The 23,349-nt window shown below is 45.1% G+C and carries 12 protein-coding genes; 2 read left to right on the forward strand and 10 right to left on the reverse strand.

The window, feature by feature from the left end:
• Nucleotides 1-117: 117 nt before the first annotated feature.
• The 10 genes from L6I86_RS03320 to L6I86_RS03365 form a co-directional block, all read right to left on the reverse strand.
• Nucleotides 118-2,445 carry a right-handed parallel beta-helix repeat-containing protein gene (locus L6I86_RS03320; RefSeq protein ID WP_236284574.1) on the reverse strand — a complete coding sequence of 776 codons (2,328 nt, stop codon included), beginning with the start codon at nt 2,443-2,445 and terminating at the stop codon, nt 118-120.
• A gap of 140 nt (nt 2,446-2,585) precedes the next feature.
• Nucleotides 2,586-9,176: an Ig-like domain-containing protein gene (locus L6I86_RS03325; RefSeq protein WP_236284578.1), complete on the reverse strand. Its 6,591-nt coding sequence runs from the start codon at nt 9,174-9,176 to the stop codon at nt 2,586-2,588.
• A gap of 115 nt (nt 9,177-9,291) precedes the next feature.
• Nucleotides 9,292-11,040, reverse strand: coding sequence for a hypothetical protein (locus L6I86_RS03330; protein WP_236284580.1), 1,749 nt, complete (start codon nt 11,038-11,040; stop codon nt 9,292-9,294).
• A gap of 52 nt (nt 11,041-11,092) precedes the next feature.
• Nucleotides 11,093-12,172 carry a beta-galactosidase BglB gene (bglB, locus tag L6I86_RS03335; protein ID WP_236284587.1) on the reverse strand — a complete coding sequence of 360 codons (1,080 nt, stop codon included), beginning with the start codon at nt 12,170-12,172 and terminating at the stop codon, nt 11,093-11,095.
• Nucleotides 12,173-12,255: 83 nt separating this feature from the next.
• Nucleotides 12,256-13,908 carry an extracellular solute-binding protein gene (locus L6I86_RS03340; protein ID WP_236284598.1) on the reverse strand — a complete coding sequence of 551 codons (1,653 nt, stop codon included), beginning with the start codon at nt 13,906-13,908 and terminating at the stop codon, nt 12,256-12,258.
• A gap of 64 nt (nt 13,909-13,972) precedes the next feature.
• Nucleotides 13,973-14,848 carry a carbohydrate ABC transporter permease gene (locus L6I86_RS03345; protein WP_236284602.1) on the reverse strand — a complete coding sequence of 292 codons (876 nt, stop codon included), beginning with the start codon at nt 14,846-14,848 and terminating at the stop codon, nt 13,973-13,975.
• Nucleotides 14,849-14,864: 16 nt separating this feature from the next.
• Nucleotides 14,865-15,800 (reverse strand): ABC transporter permease, encoded by a 936-nt coding sequence (locus tag L6I86_RS03350; RefSeq protein ID WP_420851853.1) that lies wholly within the window; start codon nt 15,798-15,800, stop codon nt 14,865-14,867.
• A 215-nt stretch (nt 15,801-16,015) separates the two neighbouring features.
• Nucleotides 16,016-18,286: a helix-turn-helix domain-containing protein gene (locus L6I86_RS03355; protein ID WP_236284604.1), complete on the reverse strand. Its 2,271-nt coding sequence runs from the start codon at nt 18,284-18,286 to the stop codon at nt 16,016-16,018.
• Between the two features lie 91 nt (nt 18,287-18,377).
• Nucleotides 18,378-19,400, reverse strand: coding sequence for an SGNH/GDSL hydrolase family protein (locus tag L6I86_RS03360; protein ID WP_236284606.1), 1,023 nt, complete (start codon nt 19,398-19,400; stop codon nt 18,378-18,380).
• Nucleotides 19,401-19,467: 67 nt separating this feature from the next.
• Complete coding sequence (locus L6I86_RS03365) at nt 19,468-20,532, reverse strand: Gfo/Idh/MocA family protein (protein ID WP_236284609.1); 1,065 nt, start codon at nt 20,530-20,532, stop codon at nt 19,468-19,470.
• Nucleotides 20,533-20,803: 271 nt separating this feature from the next.
• Here L6I86_RS03365 and L6I86_RS03370 point away from each other — a divergent pair, with 271 nt between their 5' ends.
• Nucleotides 20,804-21,961, forward strand: a complete 1,158-nt coding sequence (locus L6I86_RS03370; protein WP_236284611.1) for a glycosyltransferase family 4 protein — start codon at nt 20,804-20,806, stop codon at nt 21,959-21,961.
• 13 nt (nt 21,962-21,974) lie between these two features.
• Nucleotides 21,975-23,297, forward strand: coding sequence for a UDP-glucose dehydrogenase family protein (locus L6I86_RS03375; protein WP_236284613.1), 1,323 nt, complete (start codon nt 21,975-21,977; stop codon nt 23,295-23,297).
• The last annotated feature ends 52 nt before the right edge of the window (nt 23,298-23,349 follow it).

A 23,349-nucleotide genomic window follows, 5' to 3' on the forward strand; every position in this document is an offset into this window, starting at 1 on the left:
CAACGGCTGGGATGAGCTCTAATGATTTTAGATAAAGAAAGTAATCTAAATTTTCCTTAGAAACTCTAATCCTACTTGATTAGAAAAGGAGAATTCAAGCAAACAAGCATTTAACTTTTAAGGAGCAAGAACCTGCACATCATCCAAATAAAAGCTACCGATATGACCTGTGCCAATACCAAAACTAATTGTCTTAATGTTGGTCACTGGATTACGAAAACTAGCGTCGGTTACGAGTCTGATCCCATCCACATACAGATCAAATTGATCCGTATTCGTGTCCATGATGATCCGTATTTCACACCAGGTACCTGCTGTAAATGCCTGAACAGTCGTCAAGGTTGAGCCATTGTACGTTTTGATATAACCGCCATCGAATCCAACAGAAACCGCTTGAACGCCAGAACTATCAACCACGTATGGTGCCATTTTCCACGCGGACGTTTGTTCTACTCGAATGTTGGCTCTAACAGAAACAATTCCACTCAGTGAAGCAGCAAGTGATTTATTAGCCGTCGTTGTTGTCGTTGAAACGGCTTTGTTGATCAACACACTTTTATCCGTTGTTGATGGGATATCTGCCGTTGTAACAGAACCGTCGCCATTCGTAATCGACCATCCAGTAGGTGCACTTCCTGACGCTCCTTCATTAAAATTAGCATCCAATCGCACAAGCACCGCTTCTACATAACTGCCGGAAGTTCCAGATTGATTGATTACCGAAGTATCCTGCGTATTATTATTCACCCATTGATTATTCATAGCGCCAATCCCCGTCTGTTCATACAACAACGTTGCTCCTGTTGCTGTCTGAATCGATGAAAGGACATTATGTTGCACGGTAATAAACTCACTGTAGTTATCCAGATACAAACCAGCTACAGGAGAGCTCATGGCATAACTGCTTTTGGCAATATCATGCACGTAATTCTCTACGACATAAGTACCAGGCTGCCGTCCAAGTAAATAAATAGCCCCTCCATCGTCATGTACCTGCATCACATGGTGAACGTCATTATACTGAATACGATTGTCAGCCATTCCCGTGGAACAATTGCAACCGCCTTGACCGCCTAATTGAATGCCCATATAAGGCGTATAAGAAATATCGTTATGCTCGATGACGACGCCATTAACAAAGTATCCAACAATCCCAATACCGTTCGTGTAGTGTTGACCGACACGGGTAATCGTATTGTTGCCGATCAAGACATGCTCAGATAAATCGTCTGTGCTCGCATTTTTAGGTGATTTTAGTTCGATCCCATTGGCAGCCACATCTTCTATCGTGTTTCCAACGATTTGACTATCCTTTAATCCGTTGCCAAGCTTAAGTGCTGTACCGCCTAAATGACGAAATGTATTGTTGCTTATTCGCAGTTCATAGGCATAGGTTGCTTGCAAAACACCTGGTACAACAGGCCCGTTTAGTGGATTGGCGCCTTGCGTCATGACTACTCCGTTCGAACTTGGACTTTTCCACCCCGTATAGGTGAAGTTCAAACCACTCAAGGTTAGATGATGGATAGGCGTTGCTGCCGTTCCAGCTAGATTCATTAAGACATCTGAAACAGCGATGGTCACGGGGATGGTTGACATATTTTGCCCGCTTAATGGCTTGTAGAATAACGTATCCGTTCCCGAGTGCAGATACCACTCACCTGGCGCATCCAGAAATTCATAGGCATTTTCAAAATAATAGGCATTCGAGGCATAATTAGGAGCCGATTTATCGAAAGCATGATCTTGATCAGGAGAAAGAAAACTAACATAAGCATAATTCGTATCTGTCGTGTAGGAAGATAATCGCAAGCGGTTGTGATACCAATGGGGCTGGACGACCATTTCTACTTGATTGAAGTCAGTCCAATTGCTAATTTCAGCTTTATTGATTTTGTACTGTTTATTCGTAACATCCCCACTGATCGTATCGTAATACGAAGCGAAAGTGTCTGAATTCGATAAATTTGGGATCCTAGCACGAGTTGCCGGAACATCATTGACATATAGCTGACGGAATTCCGCAGTAACACCTGTTTTCTTATAAATGTTCGCAGCGGCATCGTGTAGTGTCCATCCACCCGTTAGCGATTGACCACCGGAAAGGACTGGAACTTCATTACTATAATTGGACCAACTAACACGATATGAATTCGTTCCGGAATCCCTGTAGTCCAGCGTTAATGGCGCGCTCAGTGTATAGGTGCCTCCTCTCAAAAAGACTTGAATATCGCCGCTCATACTCGCGTTCACTGTACGTACTTTATCTCTCACTCCGCTGAGAGAACATGGTGAAGCTAATGAACATGTCGTTCCGCTTCCAGTTGGTGAAGCATAATACGTAGCTTGAACAGCTGCTTGGACAGCGGATATGTTGTAAATAAATAGCGATGCTAACAATGTAATGCTGACAGTTAATAAACGAACAAGGAATTGAAATCTCATATGAACAGCCTCCTAATACTAAAATGTAAACGCATAGACATCGCTTCTTATACCCTTCTTTACTTAACACTTCCTCCTCCCTCTTTGCATAATAAAAATCCGGCGAAACTGTAGCAAGCTCCGCCGGATGTGTAGGTATACTATTCGTTTATGAATTTCACATGCTGTAAGAACCGTTTCAAAATCACAGTCGCCTGTGCTCGTGTCGCTGGGTTATCAGGTGCAAAGTGCCCCTCGTCTTCACCTTGTAATAAGCCAAGAGCAACAGACTGCTTAACTGCTGAGAGCGCCCATATTGATATGTCAGCCACGTCAGTGAAAGGAAGAACAGAAGTTACATCTTCTGTTTGGTTGATGCTGTCTGCCACTTTCAAAGCACGTGTGATCATGACGGCCATTTGCTCCCGCGTAATTGTGATTTTCGGACCAAATTCACTCTCAGACATGCCCTCAACAAGTCCTGCGCTAACAGCTGCTCCAACGGCTTCTGCATACCATTCACTTGGTGAAATATCCTTGAAACTTGCGCCTGCAGCATATTCGTTCAATCCAAGTGCACGAACCAATAAAGCAGCAAACTCACTTCTATAAATAGGTTGATCAGGTGCGAAAGCCTCCTCGCTTCTCCCCTTGATTAACAATTTAGAAGCGAGGAGTTCCACGTCTGAACGAGCCCAGTGATGGGTAAGATCACCGAAAGTTTTCTTGTGCTGAATAACCATGTAGGCGCTGTTCCCTTTTCTTTTGATTACCGCAACCGTATTGCCACCCTCTTGTTGGATCGTCATCGGGACAAAAGTCAATTTCCCACTGGCATCGATCATTACGGCTGTCACTTCATCCTCATCGATAGATCCATGCAGATCAAGACTTCGTTCCACATATTGGTTGAAGCTTTTCAGCTCAATGGATTTACCTGCCCCTTCTGCGATCACCTGATAATCGAACATTTCAGAATACGAAATAGCGTCTAGCTGTTTCATCATTTGCTTTGCTTTCGCTGCTTGATCCGCATTGACTTGCTTAATGGTCACTGAAATTTGAATCTCATCTTGCGCAGCACCCAATGAATTCGCTATCGCTGTAAGATCTAGAAGCTGTAACGGCAAGCTATAGGAAGCTCCCTCCGTTTGAACAATTAGGACTGCTTGCGAATTTGCTGCAGCTGCTTTCACGAGTGAACTGCTCGGGAGAGCAACTGTTGTACCACCAGCTACACCTGAAGTTGGAATTACGATATATGGCTTTGATGTTCCGTGCAAGCTTTTCAAAGCCTGAGATAGTGCTTCTGCTGAGACGCGTATATGTTGTCCTTTAGTCCCATCAGGGTAGGTTTGCACCGTCTTTGTAAGTCCATCGCCTTGTAACTGAACGCCTTTCTCGATCTCAGTCAACAACTGCCCACTCACAGCAGGTGGCACAGATGAACCTGGTGCTGTGCTTGATTCTGTTAATGGCTCTGTCGTTTGCTCTGTCGAATCATCCTCAGTTCGAACGTCAAGCTCAACTGTTGTCGTTGCCCCCGCATAAGTAGCGGTAATAAGCGCAGTGCCTTGCCCTATGGCTACAACCGTTCCATCCACTCCAACACTTGCAACATCCGGACGGTCACTTTCAAAAGTAACCCCTGCTTCTGGCTCGATCAGTACTCCCGTGTCATCCATCGCCTTCACTGTGGCAATCGCGGACTCGCCAACTACCATATCACCTAGCCCATTCATGATGAGGCCAACGATCGGTTGAGCAGAATCATCGGTTTTAGAGAAAGTCATGCTGCCGTTCCTAGCGACAAGTCCGAAATATCCTGGCTTGCGAATCGCTTGCGGAGCTGTATCCAAATAATTAATCACTTCTGCGCCATCCACTTTCAAAATAATGCGCACTCCATTCGCTTCGTTGAAAGTACCCAGTTGTAGGTGCCGTTCCTGATTGAAAGGGAGCATCGTATTCGGGATCGCTGGTCCAGCAAGACTTGTATAATTAGCTATCGTGCCGTAAATCACCGTTCTTTGTGCCTTATTGTAGCGCTGAAGCTCTATGCCAGCTTCGGAGACAACCATAAGGTAATTATCTTCATCCCCATGACTATAACCAAGGGTATTACTTTGCTTTCCGAAAAGTAGGGCATACCAACTTGTCGTGGCATTGATTTTCAGATTGAAATCAATAAACTCGTTCAAGAAAGTACGTCCTTGATACACGGCATGACCACTGTTAGGTGTCGTAATGGTGATACGATCTGCGTCACTCTGCACGTTATTCAACGTAGTCGGATACACATACCAGCCATCCAAATCGTTAATTTCCTTACGCAGTTTGTAATTGTCTGTGGTGGTATTGTTCCACACCTTCACATGATAATAACCTTCTCGCTGCTGTCCTAGAAAATCTCCTTTCAGCAAGAGAATCGCCGATCCTGTTTGAAGCGCAGTTAACGTACCTTCACTGGTCACTGTGACGATATCTGGCGTCAACGAAGTAAATGTCACGTGATCAAGTTCTGTCCGATTACCGAATGATGTGTTCCCGTACGCGTGGAGCTCGGTAGTCGTCCCTTGTTCGGCATGTAGAATATTGCCCGTTGTGTCTGTTAGTCGAATATCTGTTAAGACATCACCGACAAAAATATCCGCTTCAAGCTCACGCAAAACAGTACCATTCACGATATAGATAACAACTTGGGTACTGCCTGTAGAGATGCCAGTTACATGCCCTTGTGCATCAACTGTAGCAATGTTGGGATTCTTGGATTCGTAATACAACTGACTGCCTTCCATATTAAGCTGCTGATCTTTCCCGTTTTGAGCAGTGACTTTCACCGTACTTGTGGTGCCAACATTCAGACTTAGACGTTCGGTGGACCAACGACTGACAATCCCTGTCTGTAAATCCTGATAAGCTGGTTCTATCCCCGCTTGCGCAATAATCGCCTTGGCACCCGCTGGCCAGTTAGCATCTGGCACGACTTTCGTTCCTTCGAACGTATTGTTGATCCCAATATTGACGTAATACGCTTCCGTCGTATAGTTATTTACAAAATCTAGATCATGGATTAAATTCGTCCATGCCTGCGCCCATCGCTTGGAACCATGCCATGGCGCTGATTCTTTCAAGTCGATGACATTGTTCTCATATCGCCAATACGCGGACGATTGATCAGCATACAACACGGCACTATCGTCCATTTGATTGCGGATATAATTACCGGAAACGATGTTCTTATCCTGCGGATTGGCACCGTTTGTGCCAAGGCTATAGATGGCTCCGCCATCGCGAACCCCTTTGCCCATGAGATCATAGATCATATTGTCTTGAATCTTTATATTTTTGGTAACCGGATCAAAATTCTTATCCCACCCATACCCAATATGGGCTCCACTATACGGAATGTTGTAAATCTCGTTATGGCTAATGTCCATATCCAGCGGATAACCGGCAGAAATAGCAGAAGCTGACTTGAAATCAATCCCGATATCATAAAATAGATTATTGAGGATATCGTCATTTTTCATCACCATGCGATGATCGGTAGGATTAAAATACTGACGATCATTCGATATCGGCTGTCCCACCGATATTGCGCTGCCAGAAATGTCATAAAAGCGATTCCCTTCAATTAGGCTGTTTTGTACGCCATTTTGCAGGATTAAGCCCGTGATACCTAACTTAGCAAAGTCATTGCCAATGAAATTAACCGTATTCGCAAGCTCTACTTCGATAGCCGCATCTGGGAGCTCATCTGGCGTTCCCGCATAGCGCAGATAGTTATTCTGGGCATCTGAATGCCCCATATCTGTACTCGGTCTCATCCATGTCGTATACATAAATTTCAAACCTTCGAATTGAAGATTACGCACCGGAAGGTCCGCGGACTGCCCGATGACCGTTACTAATTGTTCTAAAATAGGTGCTGTAACTTGAGCCGTAGTTAAATCCTCCCAAGCTCTTGGTTTATAATAGAGATAACCGTCCGTTTGGTCGTAATACCATTCACCGGCCACATCCAGCAATTCAATAGCATTCTCATAATAGACTGGAACGGTAGCAGAAGATAATCCGCGCACAGAAGATGCTGTCCAGCCTGGATTTTCCATCGTAATCTGCGCTTTACTGCCACTCACATTCACTGACTCCACCTTCACACGTGAATTTGACCATAAATCATTGAAGACCATTTCAAGATCACTAATCCGATGATAATTAGCAAGGAATGTATCGTCTGACGTGTATCCTGTCGCTGTCTTCGTTGCGTTAATTAACCCACCTTCACTTCGCGCGCGAACCGCACGTACCCCATCGATATAGAGCTGTCTTGTTTTAAAATCCTGCCCTACAAACGCGCGATACAAATGCTTCTCGCTATCAATCTCGTTCCAGCCTGAAATCGCTTGCCCACCGCTAATAATAGGCTGTTCACCGGGATAATTGTGATACGTGACAAAATAGCCATTGCTGCCCGAGTCTGTCTCATCAAATCTAAGTGTGTCGCTTAATGTGTAGGTTCCGCCACGCAAATAAACCACGATATCGCCATTCATGCTGGCATTTAGCCCTCTTGCAGCTGTTTGTGCCTTGGTAATCGTTTTGAAAGGGGCTTGCAGCGTTCCAGGATTTGAGTCATTCCCCTCCGGGGAGACATACAGTTCATGTGCGATAGACCTGTTTACCACAGTCACATTCGTTTGACCTTGTATCGAACCTTCCTTATTCGTCGCATATATGCTCGTTGTGCCGGCTCCAATCGCAGTCAATTCCCCATAGGTATCAACCGTTGCAACAGCAGCGTTGGTTGTTCCCCATCTAACTTGCTGCTCTGTTGTACCAGGAGGTGTGAGCGTAGCTTTCAGATACAATCTAGATCCGACGGGGACATTGCCAGAGACAGTGGCAACGGAAATTCCGGTAATTGGCACCTCATAGACATGGACGGTTACCGTTACTTGTGGAATATTCTCATATGGTCGTGCTGCAATGAGTGTCGTTCCTGGTAGTAGGCCTTTTACAACCCCATTGTTATCTACCGAAGCAACGAGCGGTTCACTCGAAGTCCATACCGCACTTTGTACGGTTGCATTCGCAGGTGTAAACGTTAGTGGAAGCTGCAAACTAGCATCCTTCGCCAAAGTGACCTCATCTGGACTGATGGATGCGCTTACAGCAGCGTGATACGCATACATTTGAAAGTCATCAAAAAAGGCTGTACCGATACTGTCTTTATAAATCCCCAAATACATCACAGATGGTACGCCACCGATATCATAAGGCTCACGAGACAATTTCTGATTTCCGTTAATGTAAAAATCGAAGACATCCGCATCAGTGTCGAGCATCAGCTTAACTTCATACCACTCACCGCTGGTGAGCGGTTGGATATTCGTCCACGCTGCTGCTCCTTGCTTCATATAACTAAATTGCCCTGTATTTAAAGCGAATTTCAAAGCAGCGCTCCCTGTAACCGCACTCTTCAGAGAGGGTAAATAAATCACAGCATCGGATTGTTCTGCTCGAAATTTGTACATCATGGTCACTTTCGAAGAGGCACCTGTGATTGTTTTCTCAATATTGTAGGAGGCCGTTGATTTCCCGTTTTTCTCAAGCTTTAACAATTTACCCGGGTAACTTGCTATTTCCCCTATGGTAGCTGCCAATATATAAGGATCTGGAGCAGGAATAACTGCTGCTGAAGGTGCTGGTACTTTCCAACCTGAGGGCTTCATTCCTGTTGTTTCTCCATCGAAAGCTGCAGATAGTAAATCCCCTACTTCTCCTCCAATTGGTGAATTCGCAGCATTCACGTTCACGACAACAGTTGCATCCGGAACATTGCCCACTGCTTTGGCAGAAATGATCGCTGTTCCAGAAGCAATTCCAGTAACTACACCCATCTCCGTGACAGTTGCAATCCCCGTATTACTGGATGACCAAGTCAAACTTTGATTGGTCGCTGTTTGTGGCGTAAAGATAACTGTTAATGGTTGAATAGCAGCAACATTTACTTCATAAACAGCCTGAGTTACTGCAATAGCTTGGACGGGTATATAAGGATAAATATGAAAATCATCAAAGTAAGCCGTTCCGATCGTATCCTTGTAGAGCCCCAAATAAAAGGAAGTTACGGCTCCAGTTTCCGCCATCGGTTCATTCGTAAGTCGTTTCTCATTATTAATGAATAAATCAAAGGTATCTATATCTGAATTCAGCAGTAGCTTCACCTCATACCAAGTGGCGCTTGTAAAGGCTTGAATGGTCGTCCAAGTTGACGCTCCTTTCTTCATATATTGGAAGTTACCGCCATTCATCGCGAATTTAGCCATCGCTGTGGCGCCGCTTTTCGGAGAAGGCAAGTATACAGTCCCCGTCGTTTGTTCTGCTCTCACTTTGTAGGTAAACACAGATTGACTGTACGTGTTTACAAATGCTCTCTCTATTTGTAAATTGCCTGTAGATTTGCCGTTCTTCTCGAACTTCAGCAATGGCGTGGGGTAATCAGCCAGATTCTCAACCGTTGCTTTAGCGATATAAGGCACTGGAGCAGAAGCATCTGCTGCTGGCGGGTTTCCTGTCCAGTTGGCAGGTTTTACACCAAGCGTACTTGTATTAAAATTTTCGACTAATACATCATCCGAGCTCGCCGTGACGATAGGTACCGCTACTGGTAGACAAAGACCTGCCAATAAGGCGAACACCAAGAAAGCGCATACAAATTTGGATTTTAAGATGAATCTTCTCATTATTCCTCCACCTTTTCTAGTGTATTGTTGTTTCTGGAAGTAAACATAAGACGCAAATACACCCTTAAGCAATATTCAACTTTCCCGTATATCGCTTAAGGGGGCCGTCTAGGCTCTATTCATGAGGATCTAAGTGCAAGTGGACCTTTTCCATGCCTGCAATGCTTAATCGAATCTGTCTGATATCTGCAAATTTTGTACGTGGGACTTCTCCATCTGCAAAGCTGAGATCCTCAATTCGTACTTCTTCCAAGTAAGCAAGAATGTCATCTTTTTGCGTAAGGTGCTCAAGGGAAAGAACGGCCCACCCCGTTTCCAACCGTGGTTGTTGAACAAAACCTGCCTGACCTGTGTGCAGTACCTGTCTTAACTTAACTCGATCCGATTCATGCTCAATTTCTACTGTCATTACCTGTCTCTCCGAAGCATCGCTCGTGATCCCATTCAAAGCTGTGATCGCAATGGTCGTATGAGCATATTTCAACAGCAGCCATGGTCTACCTTCTACCGTTGTAACGAACTCTTCAATGACACCAACATAGCGATGAATAACCCACTCATCAGCAATCTCAGCTGCGTAATGATTCAAATTCGACATGCAGCGAACCGTGAGTAAACAATGTTCAAACTGCGCCGAACGCGTCTGAATGTCTGGAAAGAACGATTCCTTGAATAGCGCCGGTGCCAAATACGACGTTCGATACGATTCTCCTGGATGTGTGCGAACCTCATCGCCTAAATCAACATACCAACGTAAGAATGAGACCTGCTCGCCAGTTACACTGAAGCTGACAGGGAAGGATTGCCAGCCAAGCCCCCAATCCGACCACTGGTAGCTGCCGGGAATGACGGGAAAGCGGTTAATACTACCGAGCCGGGAGCTTGTGCCAATCCAATAGTACGCGGAACTCATATCGAAAATGGGCTCTTCCCATATTCTCGGCTTTGACAGTGACTTCGGTGAATCTGCCGCCTCGGATAACTCTTCTTCGAATAAAAGTAGGCTTAGCAAATGATTCATTGTTAATTTCTCTGGTTGTAGCCCATCGACTGCTACTATGCCCGCAATGCTCCAAATCATATCATCACGTTTGGTTTCACCGCTAAAATTATAGCTGCGAATCGTAGGGACGAATTCTTCGCCATCCTGAAACCTAAGAAACTGGTAAATGTTCTGGATTCGAAAACGAAGTTGCTGCTCAAGCGGATGCTGCTGTCCCACTAACACCTTAATTGCAATTTGAAGCGCATTTAAGATTACTGACAAATAAACTAAGCTGATATTTTCTCCCCAGCCCCAGCCTCTACGCGTCGTATACGCCTCCCACCGTTCAAAGAATCGAATGCCCTCCTCCAAATAATAAGGATTGTTAAGTAAGTACGAAATCGCTAAGAGCAGTGCGCCATCACTCACGATTTTATTCGGGTAATAGAGGATAGGGTCTTCACATTCTTTGCGGAACCACTCACCTGCATGGTGCAACATGTCATGTATAACCGTCCGATGGCTGGCCGGAATAACATCTGGATGGCACATATACAACATGACAAGTGGTCTAAGGATGAAAAAGGCGGCGTTCGTATCGTTCACGAGCTTCTCTTCCCGATACCAACGAAATCCACCATAGTGTGGATCCAATTTGTCTGTTCGTTGCAGCATAGAAATCGACTGAAGCATGTGTAACCCGGCTTGCTCATCCAAATGTCCCAATAACATGCCAAAGGTATAATAATGCGCGGTTTGCCTGCCTTCATGGCAATAGCCTAAATGAGCAATTTCTCGGGTATGACCAGGTTTATTGTATCTAACCATGCCGTCTTCCAGAATGACCCCGTTGTTTTCGTAAAGAAAGGTTTCATTCATTAATTTGTGTATATTAGGCTTCATACTAATCAATTCTCTCACCTCTCCTTGTCTACGATTGGCTGGAATCAAGCTTAATCCCCTCGGTTAAAAGCATCAGCGTAAGCGCTTGGCCATACGTCATAGGACACAACGGAATTTCCCGATAAGCATCCAACGTTACTCCCATCCCCGTCCCATACGAAACCTCAGTAACAATACCGTTTTCTTTCGTTCTTGCAAGGACGCCATTTAAAGCCGCCTCTCCCATTGATCTAAACCGTGGAGGCAGATATCCCAAACGAACGGCTTTCAGAATCCCATACGCGAAGCCTGCCGTAGCCGATGTTTCCACATACGAATTTGGATCATCTAGGAGTGTATGCCACATCCCATTATCATGCTGAAGCTTCTCCAACGCCTCGACTTGAGACAATAAAGCATCCAGCAGAAACAGCTTCACCCCGCCGTTCAGATCTTGGATGATGTCGAGATAATCGACAATACCGGCTGTATACCAGCAATTGCCACGCGCCCAAAGTGCGTTCGCAAAGTGATGCCGTCCTTCAAACGTCCAGCCGTGAAACCATAAACCTGTCTTACGGTCCGTCAAATATTTAATATGCACGAGGAATTGCCGAACCGATTCATCCAAATAATCCTGTCTCCCGAGCAGACTGCCCATTCTAGCTAAAAATAAAACAGTCATGAACAACGTATCATCCCACAGCTGTTGTTCGTTCGCTTGACCGGAAACGATATGCTGAAGTCCGTTCTCTTCTGTTCTCGGCATGTCTGTCAGTATCCACTCCGCCCACTCTTGGCAAAGCGCTAAGTACGCGGGATTCCCTGTACTTTCGTAAACATACGTCAAGGTCAGCATGGGGCACATCGTATTCACGTTTTTCTCCGGTAAGCCCTCCGCCATGTTGCGATCAAACCATTTAATCAAGAATGCTAAACCATCACCTTCACCCGTTTCCTGATAGTAGCGAAGTAATCCATATAATCCTACCCCCTGGGCCCACTCCCATTTCCCTATATCGATAATGCTAATGGGACACTCTTCCTCTAATCTGGTTTCATTGCCAAGCGTCTTCATCTGATGAATAACGCGTTTAGCGACATCTCTTAACTCCATCATTTGTTTCATCTCGCTTCTCCTCCACACCTTCTGAAAACACGGAAAGTGCCTCATAGGAGACACTTTCTCTATCCACTTTTCAGGAGATGATTTTATTTAATCTCATACAAATCTTTCATTAACAAAGCTGTTTTCTTATTAGCTTGGTACCATTCATCATAGAAAGCATCCACTTTCGGTCCACCTGCTTTTTCCCAAGCTGCCTTCGCTTCTGTAATGAATTGATCCATCGTGTAGCTATTTCCGCTAACAATCACTTTCGTCGCCAAATCGACAATCGTTTTATTCGCATTCGTGTTTATCGCGACTAATTCTTGCGGGAGAAGCGGTAAGAAATCACGATGCGTCACACCTGGCATTGGACGGCTCGGATCGACATACGCAACGCGCCCTTGCTTTAATACCTCAAGCATGTCTTTCTCAATCGGCGTAGGATTCGTTTTATTTTCAAGACCTGTACAGGAATCTTTCGCTAATGAAGCCAACATGTTCAAGTCAGCAATGTAGCTAACCTCTTTCTTCGTTTTCTCCGCATCAATCGGTTCTGGACAGCCGTTGGCGCCTTTTTTGTACTGTTCGCCTTCAATCCCATTATTCACAGTCGTTTTGAACGCTTCACTGGACATGAAATCGATTTCTTTCACAATGGCTGCTGGGTCTTTAGCTGCAGCGTTCACAGCACCAGTAACAGCGATCGGGTTATTTAATAGCGGACTGAATTGTCCAAACTCACTCTTCGGCAATGCAATCGGAATAATTTCAGCATCAGGCACATTTTTCTTCAAGGTTTCATAGTTCTTCGTTGGAAGGGAGCTTCCGATGATCCCTACTTTACCAGCCATCCAATCTTGCGCGGATTTAGCACCATTTTTATCCGTAACAAAATCCTTATCTGTATAACCAGCTTCATAAATCGTCTTCTGATATGCAATCGCCGCTTTCAAGCTATCCCAATCATGAACAACTTTGTCATCCTTCAGATTCCACGGATATTGATCCGTTCCAAAGAGCGTGAAGCCATTGCCAAACATATGGTTCAAAACGATGCCCGAGATGAAGCTAAGTCCGATACCTTGCGTATCTTTCTTCCCATTGCCATCTGGATCATTCTCTGTGAACGCCTTAGCGACTGCTAATAATTCCTGCGTAGTCTTCGGCACTTGCAGATTTAGCTTTTTGAGCCAATCCGCACGAACGAACAAATAATGGTTGGGATCTAAGTTGTAGGGACGGCCCAAGAAGTACATTTTGCCATCTGGCATCGTTGTTGCCTTTTTCAATGCAGGATATTTCTCAAGTCGCGCCTTGTATTCTTTACTATATTTATTAATGATGTCATCGAGTGGCATCAATTGCTTCTGGTTATACAACTGACCTAAATACGATTTATCGAATTCGAAAATAAGATCCGGCGCTGAACCTGAGGCAAATAATACATTATATTTCTGCAGAGATTCAAACCGTGGAATCGGAACGAATTTCACATCCGCAGGTCCTTTTTCATTCACCCATTTCGTCCAACGATTGTTAATAATCGTCCCTTCTTCAGCCGGGATATTTCCACGATCATAGAGCGATGCTGTAATGGAACCACGCTTTTCCGGTGTAGCTTGGGTTGCGGCACTTGGACTCGTCGTTGATGTTTTGTCATCTTTCGTGCTGCAGCCTACGACAACCAAAGCAAGTGCTGTCGCAATCGCTGCTGTTGCTGTTGTGTTACGTTTTGTCCATGTTCTTTGTCTCATTGGTGGTGACCTCCCGAATTAGTATCGCTGTTTACATTCTAATACGTCTTGTCCTTAACTGCCATTACCCTTTGATGGCGCCGATCATCACCCCTTTAACGAAATACTTTTGCAGAAACGGATACACGATGAGCATTGGAATAATCATGATGATAACTCCCGCCGCCTTCATCCCTTCCGGTGTCACATTGACGACAGCTTCGGGACCCAGATTATTAATATCTGTAACGAGCGTTTGGCTCTTGATCATTTGCTGAATCAACACAGTCAAATTTAACTTTTCAGGGCTATTCACATAGATCATCACATTAAAGAAGGAGTTCCAATATTGCACGCCATAAAAGAGTGCGATCGTGGCAATCATCGGCATAGATAGAGGTAAGATGATCCGCAGCAACAACTTCCATTCGCCGCAGCCATCCATCCGAGCCGCTTCTTCCAGCTCTTCGGGAATATTTTCGAAAAAGGATCGCATAATGAGCATATTGAACGTACTAACCAAAGCTGACAGCCATAAGGCGCCGTAGGAATCAATGAGCCCCATTTGTTTGATGACCAAATAAGTCGGGATCAATCCACCCTGAAACAGCATGGTAAACACGATAGCAAGCGTCAGATACTTGCGACCATAGAATACCTTTCTAGATAACGGGTAAGCGGCCAGCACGGTAAAGATCATACTCAGAGCAACACCAACAACCGTAATGATTACATTATTCGTGAAAGCTTGGATGATCGGCGTGCCTTTGAACAGAAGGGAATACGATTCCGTAGACCAATCTACCGGCCAGAGAACAACGAATCCTGACAATACCGCATCTTTACCGCTTAAAGAAAGCGAAGCCAAATGCATTAAGGGGAGTAGACAGAGCAGCCCAGCTACAGCCAAAATTACATAATTAATGCCATAAAATACTTTCTCACCTGAAGTCGTTTTCATGCACACATCATTCCCTTTACCATAATTGACGGTTAAACCGTTTCGCGATTGCGTTCGTCATCACAACAAGCACAAGTCCTACTAGGGATTCGAACAAACCGAGTGCTGTTGTTAAGCTAAATTGCCCGCCTTGCAAACCCGTTTGATAAATGAAGGTTGAGATCACATCTGACACATTGGAGACAATTGAATTTTGCAACACATAGACTTGATCGAATCCAACTTCCATGACATGACCCATTGCCAGAATGAGCATGAGGATAATCGTTGGACTAATACCTGGAATCGTAATATGCCACGTTTGCTTCCACTTATTCGCGCCATCCATACTGGCTGCTTCATAGAGGCTTGGATCAATGGTCGTTAATGCTGCTAGATAAATAATGGCGCTGAAGCCCGCTTCCTTCCAAATACCTGAGCCTAGAAAGATGGAAACCCACGACCATTCATGAAAAAGAAAAGCATAGGATTCTCCGAACAGCTTCGTCACTCCCGCATTAATAACCCCGCTTTGCGAAAACAAGGTAACGACGATTCCACCGACGATGACCCATGAAAAGAAGTGAGGTAAATAGACGAGCGTCTGCACCATACGTTTGAACCACATTTTACGTGCTTCATTTAGTAGAATGGCAAGAATAATCGGGAATGGAAAACTCACGAACACGGTCAGCACACTTAGAACAAGCGTATTGCGGATAATTTGAACAGATTGTGCTTGTGTGAACAGATGTTGGAAATTCTGCCAGCCCACCCACGGGCTTCCCCAAATCCCTTCATAGAAATTGTAGTTTTTAAAAGCAATCACAAGTCCAAGCATCGGCGTATATTTGAAAATGAGGTAAAAAGCTGCGATCGGCAGAAACATGATCCAGAGTGGAATGTTTTGCCGAACTCGGCGACTCATCCAAAAGGTTCGCGTTTTCGAGGATTTTTTCTGGCCTGCTTTCATGTTGGCAGTCGTTCGTGTTTCGAGTATTGGACTTGTCTCCAATGTCATACCTCCTTGTGTCAATTGTCTTGTGCCTTGGCTGACACCAACATACCGTCTTGCAAGGACTCCAAGCAATATTCACTTTTCTCGTATACATATCTGGGGAAAAAGCAAAGAAACCCAGCCATTTGGCCGGGTTTCTAAGGTATGAATGAGAAAGTTGATTAGGTTAATTAGGACAGGTTCCCTTTCCGTTCCTCATACTCTTTTCGATAATCGCCAGGTGTCGTCCCTACGATTTTCTTGAATACGCGGATAAAGGACATCGGGTACAGATAGCCTACCTTCTCGGAGATCACCTGAACGGGATCCGCCGTTTCTTCAAGAAGCTGCTTCGCGTGTTCGGTTCGAATTCTCGCTAAGTAATCGACGAACTTCTCGCCGATTTCTTCTTTGAAAATACGGCTTAATGTCTTCGTATTAACATTGAAGGTTTCACTAACTTGAGCTAACGACACGTCAGGATTGCCGTAATGAACGCTTAAGTAAGCTTGTACGTTAGAAGCTAATGTATATTGTTCTCGATTCATACGTAAATCTTGCAGCTCACTATGTGAGTCTCTAAGAGGCGGCAACAGCTTCGCTTGGGCTTCCCCGATCCATTCGAAGTCATCTGCTAAGGCATTCATTTGCACGAAACCGCCTGCGCGCCACTTCTCCTGAAACTCCTGCGGCAGCTCCTGCATTTCGCGATGCAACTGCATTTTGAAATTTCGCAGTAAGCTGGTCATTTCTGCTTTGGTGTAGAATCCAGCTACCATGGTATCGAACGATTGCTGCAGCAGCATTTCCCACTCTGGATTACCGATGCGGAATAGCTGCGCAGCCTCGCGCAAATCCATCTGCAAGGTATCCAGCCCTCTTCCCTCGGTAACCATATCCCAGCGAGAATCATACATGTGTACGCAATTTGGACCTACCGTAATTTTACGGTCCAGTGCTTTGCGTGCTTCAAGGAACGAAACGGGTAGTGTTTCCGTCTGCTTCACGATATTCGCAATACCAATCGTCACGGTGAAGGTCAAATATTGTTCGATCCAAGCTCTAGCCCGTTCGGCCATCGTTTTGATCTTGAGGATCGTTTGTCTCTCACGATCGGCTCCTTCTGTTCGGTACAACAAACCAAGTTGATGAGGAGCAATCCATTCCGTCCAGAGGTGCTCATTCTCTGCTTCAGCAATTTCCTGAACCGCACTGCGCAGCGTAAATTTGAATAAGGATTGATCCTTCTGCGTATAGGCCTCGGCAAATGACCGATAATAATCAATCTCGATAACGGCAACCACGATGTGATCGAACACTTCATCAAGCCCGACAGCCGCTAGTTCAGTTGTAAGCTTATTCAATGGCAATACGCGTGTACCATCCAAAATATCTTTAAACAACTGAGCACGCCGGAACAGCATACCTTCGGCTTGTAACTTATCAAAGTTATTCGTATGTTCAATCAAGCTTTCAAGCGATTTGTCGATAAAGGCGAATTCATCATCCGTATCCTGCCGTTTCACTAAACTATTCTTATGTTCGGAGAAGGTGGAAATCCGATTCATAACCTGATCGAGCGGACGAAAGTGCCGGTGACTGATATAGGTCATGGCGGCGATCCCGCCAACGATGGTTATAAATCCAAGCAACACCCAAACATAGGAAAAAGTAGAAACATAAGCGAAGAGTCCCTCGTGCTTCATCCCAACGTGCAGCGTCCAATTCGTATAAGAGGATTTGAGCATCGTATCATCAGACAAATCTTGCCCTGCGTTGACGCATCTCCGTTCCATGCCTTCAAAGCTATTCCCGTTGCTGTCATTAAGACATAAGGAGGAAACCCCATCAATTTTCATCTCACGTGTCAAATCATGCAGCGAATCTGCTCTCACATTAAACACGATGAGCCCTTGCTCACCGGAGTAATAGGGAACTTTTTTGACCAACGAAATCACACGTTTCGTTTGATCCTCGTCTTGGAACAAAGAAAGGGTCCGAAGATTACTCCACATCATGGGTTTTTGAACAGACATCGACTCTTTGACGAACGCTCTGTCACCAAACAGAGACAACTCGGATGAGAAGTGCTGCATAATGATCTTGCCATCAGACTCTCGATATAAATACACCGAATCGATCATTGGCACAGATGCCATGAAGTCCTGCAGGACCTCGGTCACCTCATAATAGTTGTAAACAGACTGTGGCACTTTACTGTTAAAGTAAGCTGTAATTTTACTGTTCAGCAGCACATTTTTGCTGGCAACCGTGTCTATATTTTTCAACGTAGAATCTAGAATTTGTACAACTTGTCCAGCGAAAACTTCATTAGCTTGAAGTGTCTGTTTACGAACCATATCACTCATGGTCATAAAAAATAACAGCATCAGGCAAAAAATCACCGCGAAGAAGATCGGAATGTAAGACATAATTAAGCGATACAACCATTTTTTCTGCACGGTACATCTCTCCTGTTGCTGGATAGCATCGATTTTACAACTCATTGTAAAGGATATCCGGTGAAAAAGACATCATCAACTTTCTCGTTAATCACTTCTGTACGTTATATCCGTTTAAAATCTTCTTTATTTGCTCAGCTAATTGAGAAGCCATTCTCATATGTCCATATTCTCCGGGATGCACGAGATCCACGGACAACCCAGAGAAATCATCTAAGATGTCATCACCTTCAATGAGATGTAAGTTAGGATGATTGAATTTCCTTACATGGGCGCGAAGGATTTCATTGAATGCGGCATCTTTCTTCGTAGTTTCACTGTCGTTGTAGGTGGCGAAGTTCGGATAAATCGTGATGACGAAAATGGGTTTATCCGGATGTTGTGCAATAAGTCGCTTCAACAAGTAATCCGTTGCGTCATGGAATTGCTCCACTGTGAAGCGATCCCGCATGTTAACGCCTAGCTCCAAGGTCGCTAATTGCCAGTCTTGACGATCTGCTAGGAAATCTGCAACCTCTTTCTCGCACAGACAGGACCCGCTTAATCCGCAATTGTAAACATCCATACTTAATCTTCGCCCAGCTTGCTGTATGTAGGTCATCGGCTGATTATACATCCCATGCGTAATGGAGGACCCGTAGGCAAGCCACTTCTGTGTTGGCATTTCATTCGGTTGAGGCGGACGAACAGGATACCCAAACGTATGCAAATAGGAAATGAGACAAGTCGTTCTTCCGAAGAAGATTCGCCATACTTCAGGAGCAAAGCCCGATTGCATGAGATGCTCGCGATCTATGGTCTGTATACGATTAGGTGCTTCCAAATGAAGCGTATGTCTGACACCTGCGTTCAATCGGTGCTGCGAATGAAACAGTCCCCCTTTGAAAATAAAAACATCTCCATTCGTTTCTGGTATACAGAGCATGATCCGAATCGCTGGCGCTTCCGTTACAAACCGGATCTCACAACCGCTAGCTTCTTCGGATACGATACGTCCTCGATCACCCAATGCATGGCGTACATGCTTTGGAAATCTATATAATTGCAATTCTCCCGTCGTGGGATGCTCTTCTATCTCAGTCACATTATGCAAATACACGTGCTCTCTGATCATCTATATTCGCTCTCCTTATCTAATCTGAATCGCAAGAAAGGAGCTGCAGAGCAGCCCCTTGCCTAGCTTATAATTTCACTTCAAGTCCCGTACGCGCTGATTCATAAATAGCCGATAAAATTTGGATCATATGTAAGCCATCTGCTGGCGTGATCATCGGTTGGTCTCTGCCTTGTACACAATCAATAAAGTGATGAAGATGCTCGCCGTGACCATGGTTGTCTTTCGCCAGCTTCGGTGAGATGTCGCATAGCGTACCTTCAATTTCCGTAAAAATCTTCGTTTCACCGCGTTTAAAAGTGAACCCTGCTTTGGTGCCTCTTAACTCAACGAAATTCATCTCTTCTTCGATATTTGAAGCCCAACTGAATTCAATTTGCAGCGTTGCCCCATTGTCGAAACGAATAAAGCCAGTCGCCAAATCCTCAACATCGTAGATGCCTTGATCTGATTTCTCACCGAACTGACTATGTGCCGAATCACTTAGGGACGTAGCTGCGAATTTGGTGTAAGTGGCTCCAACAACGGAGATTGGTCTCGGATTCCCCATAAGCCATACAGCAACGTCGATAAAATGCACGCCTAAATCAATCAGTGGGCCTCCACCGGACAATTCCTTAGTTGTAAACCATCCGCCTTTACCCGGAATGCCTCTGCGTCTCACCCAACCACAGCGCCCCGTATAAATATCACCGGCATGACCTGCGGCTACATACTTTTTGAGGAATTGGATCGCCGGACGAAACCGATTATTCCGCATGGTCATGAGCAGCTTGCCTGATTTCTCAGCAGCATTGGCCAATCTGCTCGCTTCTTCAGGTGAGATTGCATCAGGTTTCTCACAGAAAACATGAAGGCCAGCTTCAAGTGCAGCAACCGCAATATCACTGTGATATTTATTCGGCGCACAAATGTCAATCGCGTCCAATTCAGGATGATTAGTCAGCATTTCCTTATAATCCGTATAAAAATACGGGATCCCCCATTGCTCGGCCTGCTGTTTCGCTCTATCGGCAATCGGATCGCAAACGGCTACGAACTCGATTTCGGGATGCTCAGAAAGGACCTGTGCATGGGCTACTTTGAAAATATTACCTGCCCCAGCAATACCTAATTTCAACTTATTCTTCATGTTGAATTACTCCTTTTCATAATCTGGGAATTCATCGCTAACGCAATCAGCATTACGGTGTTTCTTTCGATCTCACCATACAGGGCAGCCTGTTCACGAAGCAATATTCAATTTTCTTGTATACAGGAAAACCTATTTCACGGAAGTATATGTTTTTCAGATCACCATATACCTAACGGAAATTATAATATGACGTTCATATTCCATTGACATTCCCCGAATACTCCCCTGCTACGCTGAAGCTAAACTTGGAACTACAGGAGGGATTCATATGCGTCTCGCGTTGTTTACCGACACTTTTGTTCCTCAAATGAACGGCGTTGCACTCACACTAGGACGTTTAACCGAGTATTTGAATCGAAGGGGCATCGAGCATCTAGTTTTTTCACCTAAAAGCACGGCTGATATGGTCTATTCGGATCCTATTCGTCCTGTAACGAGCATTCCTTTTTTTCTGTATCCCGAATGTCGTCTAGCCTTACCGAACCTAGCTGCTATTCGTACAGAGCTTGATCGCTTTCAGCCTGATTTGCTCCACTTAGCGACCCCTTTTAACCTTGGATTATGTGGTCTGCACTACGCTCGCAAACATCGCATCTCACATGTGGCCTCTTATCATACGCACTTCGATCGCTATTTGACTTATTACCATATGAAGGCTGCAATCCCACTCTATTGGAGTTATATGAAATGGTTTCACCAGTCCTGTGATGCGACCTTCGCTCCTTCTCGGGATACCTTAGACACCCTGCAAGAACAAGGCATGGATCGCTTACTGCTGTGGACGAGAGGCGTAGACTGTTCCTTATATACACCAGAGAAGAAGAGCATGGACGTTCACGAACGATATGGAATTACAGCGCCATACCTCCTTCTGTATGTAGGTCGCATCGCTCCTGAGAAAGATATAGATACCCTATCCGCGATTATGAAACTGTTGCCAGATTCCGTGAAATCGCGTGTACACTGGCTCATTGTCGGAGACGGTCCACAGCTGCAAGAACTGCGTGAGCAAGCACCATCGAATGTCACATTCGCTGGATATAAAAGTGGCGAAGAGCTCGCTCAGATTTATGCTTCGGCTGATCTCTTCGTCTTTCCTTCAAGTACGGAAACGTTTGGGAATGTCGTTCAAGAGGCGATGGCATCAGGGCTTCCCGTTGTTGCTGCCAATAGCGGAGGCGTCCTAGAAATGGTGAGTTCCGGGGAAAATGGTATGTTATGTACGCCACGTCAGCCGCAATCTTTTGTTCAAGAAATCACCTCTTTAGTAGATGACAGTGACCGCTTGACGAAGTTTCGTTTCGAAGCCAGGGAATTCGCTCTCGGTCGCTCGTGGGACGCTATCTTTGATCAATTGCTTCATGATTATGAGATGATCATTGATTTTCGCCGTATCGGTAAGAAATCTGGTTTCTATTCGGCTTGAAGGAGGACTTCGCATGCGATTAACGATTATTGGAACAGGTTATGTCGGATTAGTAGCCGCAGTTTGCTTCGCCAAGTTAGGTCATTTCGTCACAGCGATCGATCGGGAACATGTCATTCAAGACCTTCGTGAGAATAAATTAGCCATTTGGGAGCCTGATCTGCAGGAAATGCTTGAAACATGCCATAAAGAAGGCCGTTTGTCCTTTGACACCAATGTAGCAAAAGCATCCAAAGATGCTGATGCACTGATGATTGCAGTTGGTACCCCAACTGGCGTGAATGGTCAGACCGATCTTAGTCAAGTTGACGATGTGATTGCTCAATTGAAGCATGCTGGTGGCGTCTGCCCTCCCTTTATCATTATGAAAAGCACCGTTCCCGTGGGCACTTGCGATGAGCTTGAGGCTAATTTACTTCATGCAGGTCTCCAAACGGAAGTCGTGTTTAACCCCGAATTTCTGCGTCAGGGCAGTGCAATTAACGACTTTATGAACCCCGACCGCATCGTATTCGGTTGCCGATCACACCTTGCCAAAGCTGCACTTCACCAACTATACAAAGGGATCAATGCCCCGATTCAAGTCTGTGATCGACGCAGTGCGGAGCTGATCAAATATGCCTCCAATGCCTTCTTAGCGATGAAGATTTCATTTGCCAATATGATCGCGGACGTTTGTGAGGGATATGGGGCAGATAATCGCCAGGTTATGCAAGGCGTAGGCACAGATCGGCGCATCGGTCCTCACTTTTTGCGTGAAGGCATAGGTTATGGTGGATCCTGCTTTTCAAAAGATTTGCAATCTCTGCTGGCTTCTGGTAAAGCCATTGCCCGCTCGCTGCCCTTACTCGAAGCAACAGCTCAAATCAACGACGAACGAATTCCGCAGTTGTTGGAGAAACTGATTTCACTTTGGGGAAATCCACGTGGAAAGCGACTAGGCGTACTTGGTCTTTCCTTTAAACCGAATACGAATGATATGCGTGATGCGCCATTTCTCACTTTGCTACGACTATGTTACCTGTACGGGATTGAGGTGCAAACCTTTGATCCGGTCGTCCAATCAACGTCCATAGAAAGAGTGATCCAGATGGAAACGGCTTATGAGGCAGCAGCAGGTGCTGACGCGATCATCATCATGACGGAATGGCCGCAATTCGCTGAATTGGATTGGTTACTTATGGTTCAGCTCATGCACCAACCAATTTTACTTGATGGACGCAATGTCTTATCCGACGAGATCATTTCGAGGTTACTGATGGTAGATAACATGATCTATATCCCTGTGGGGAGAGCGATGGAACGAGCTGGGTATGACATTTTATCCAAAATATAATAAATAAAAAACCGGCTACCTCGGACTAGAAATAAGTCCTTGATTACCGGTT

Source organism: Paenibacillus allorhizoplanae, from assembly GCF_927798215.1.
In the GTDB taxonomy this organism is placed as follows: domain Bacteria; phylum Bacillota; class Bacilli; order Paenibacillales; family NBRC-103111; genus Paenibacillus_E; species Paenibacillus_E allorhizoplanae.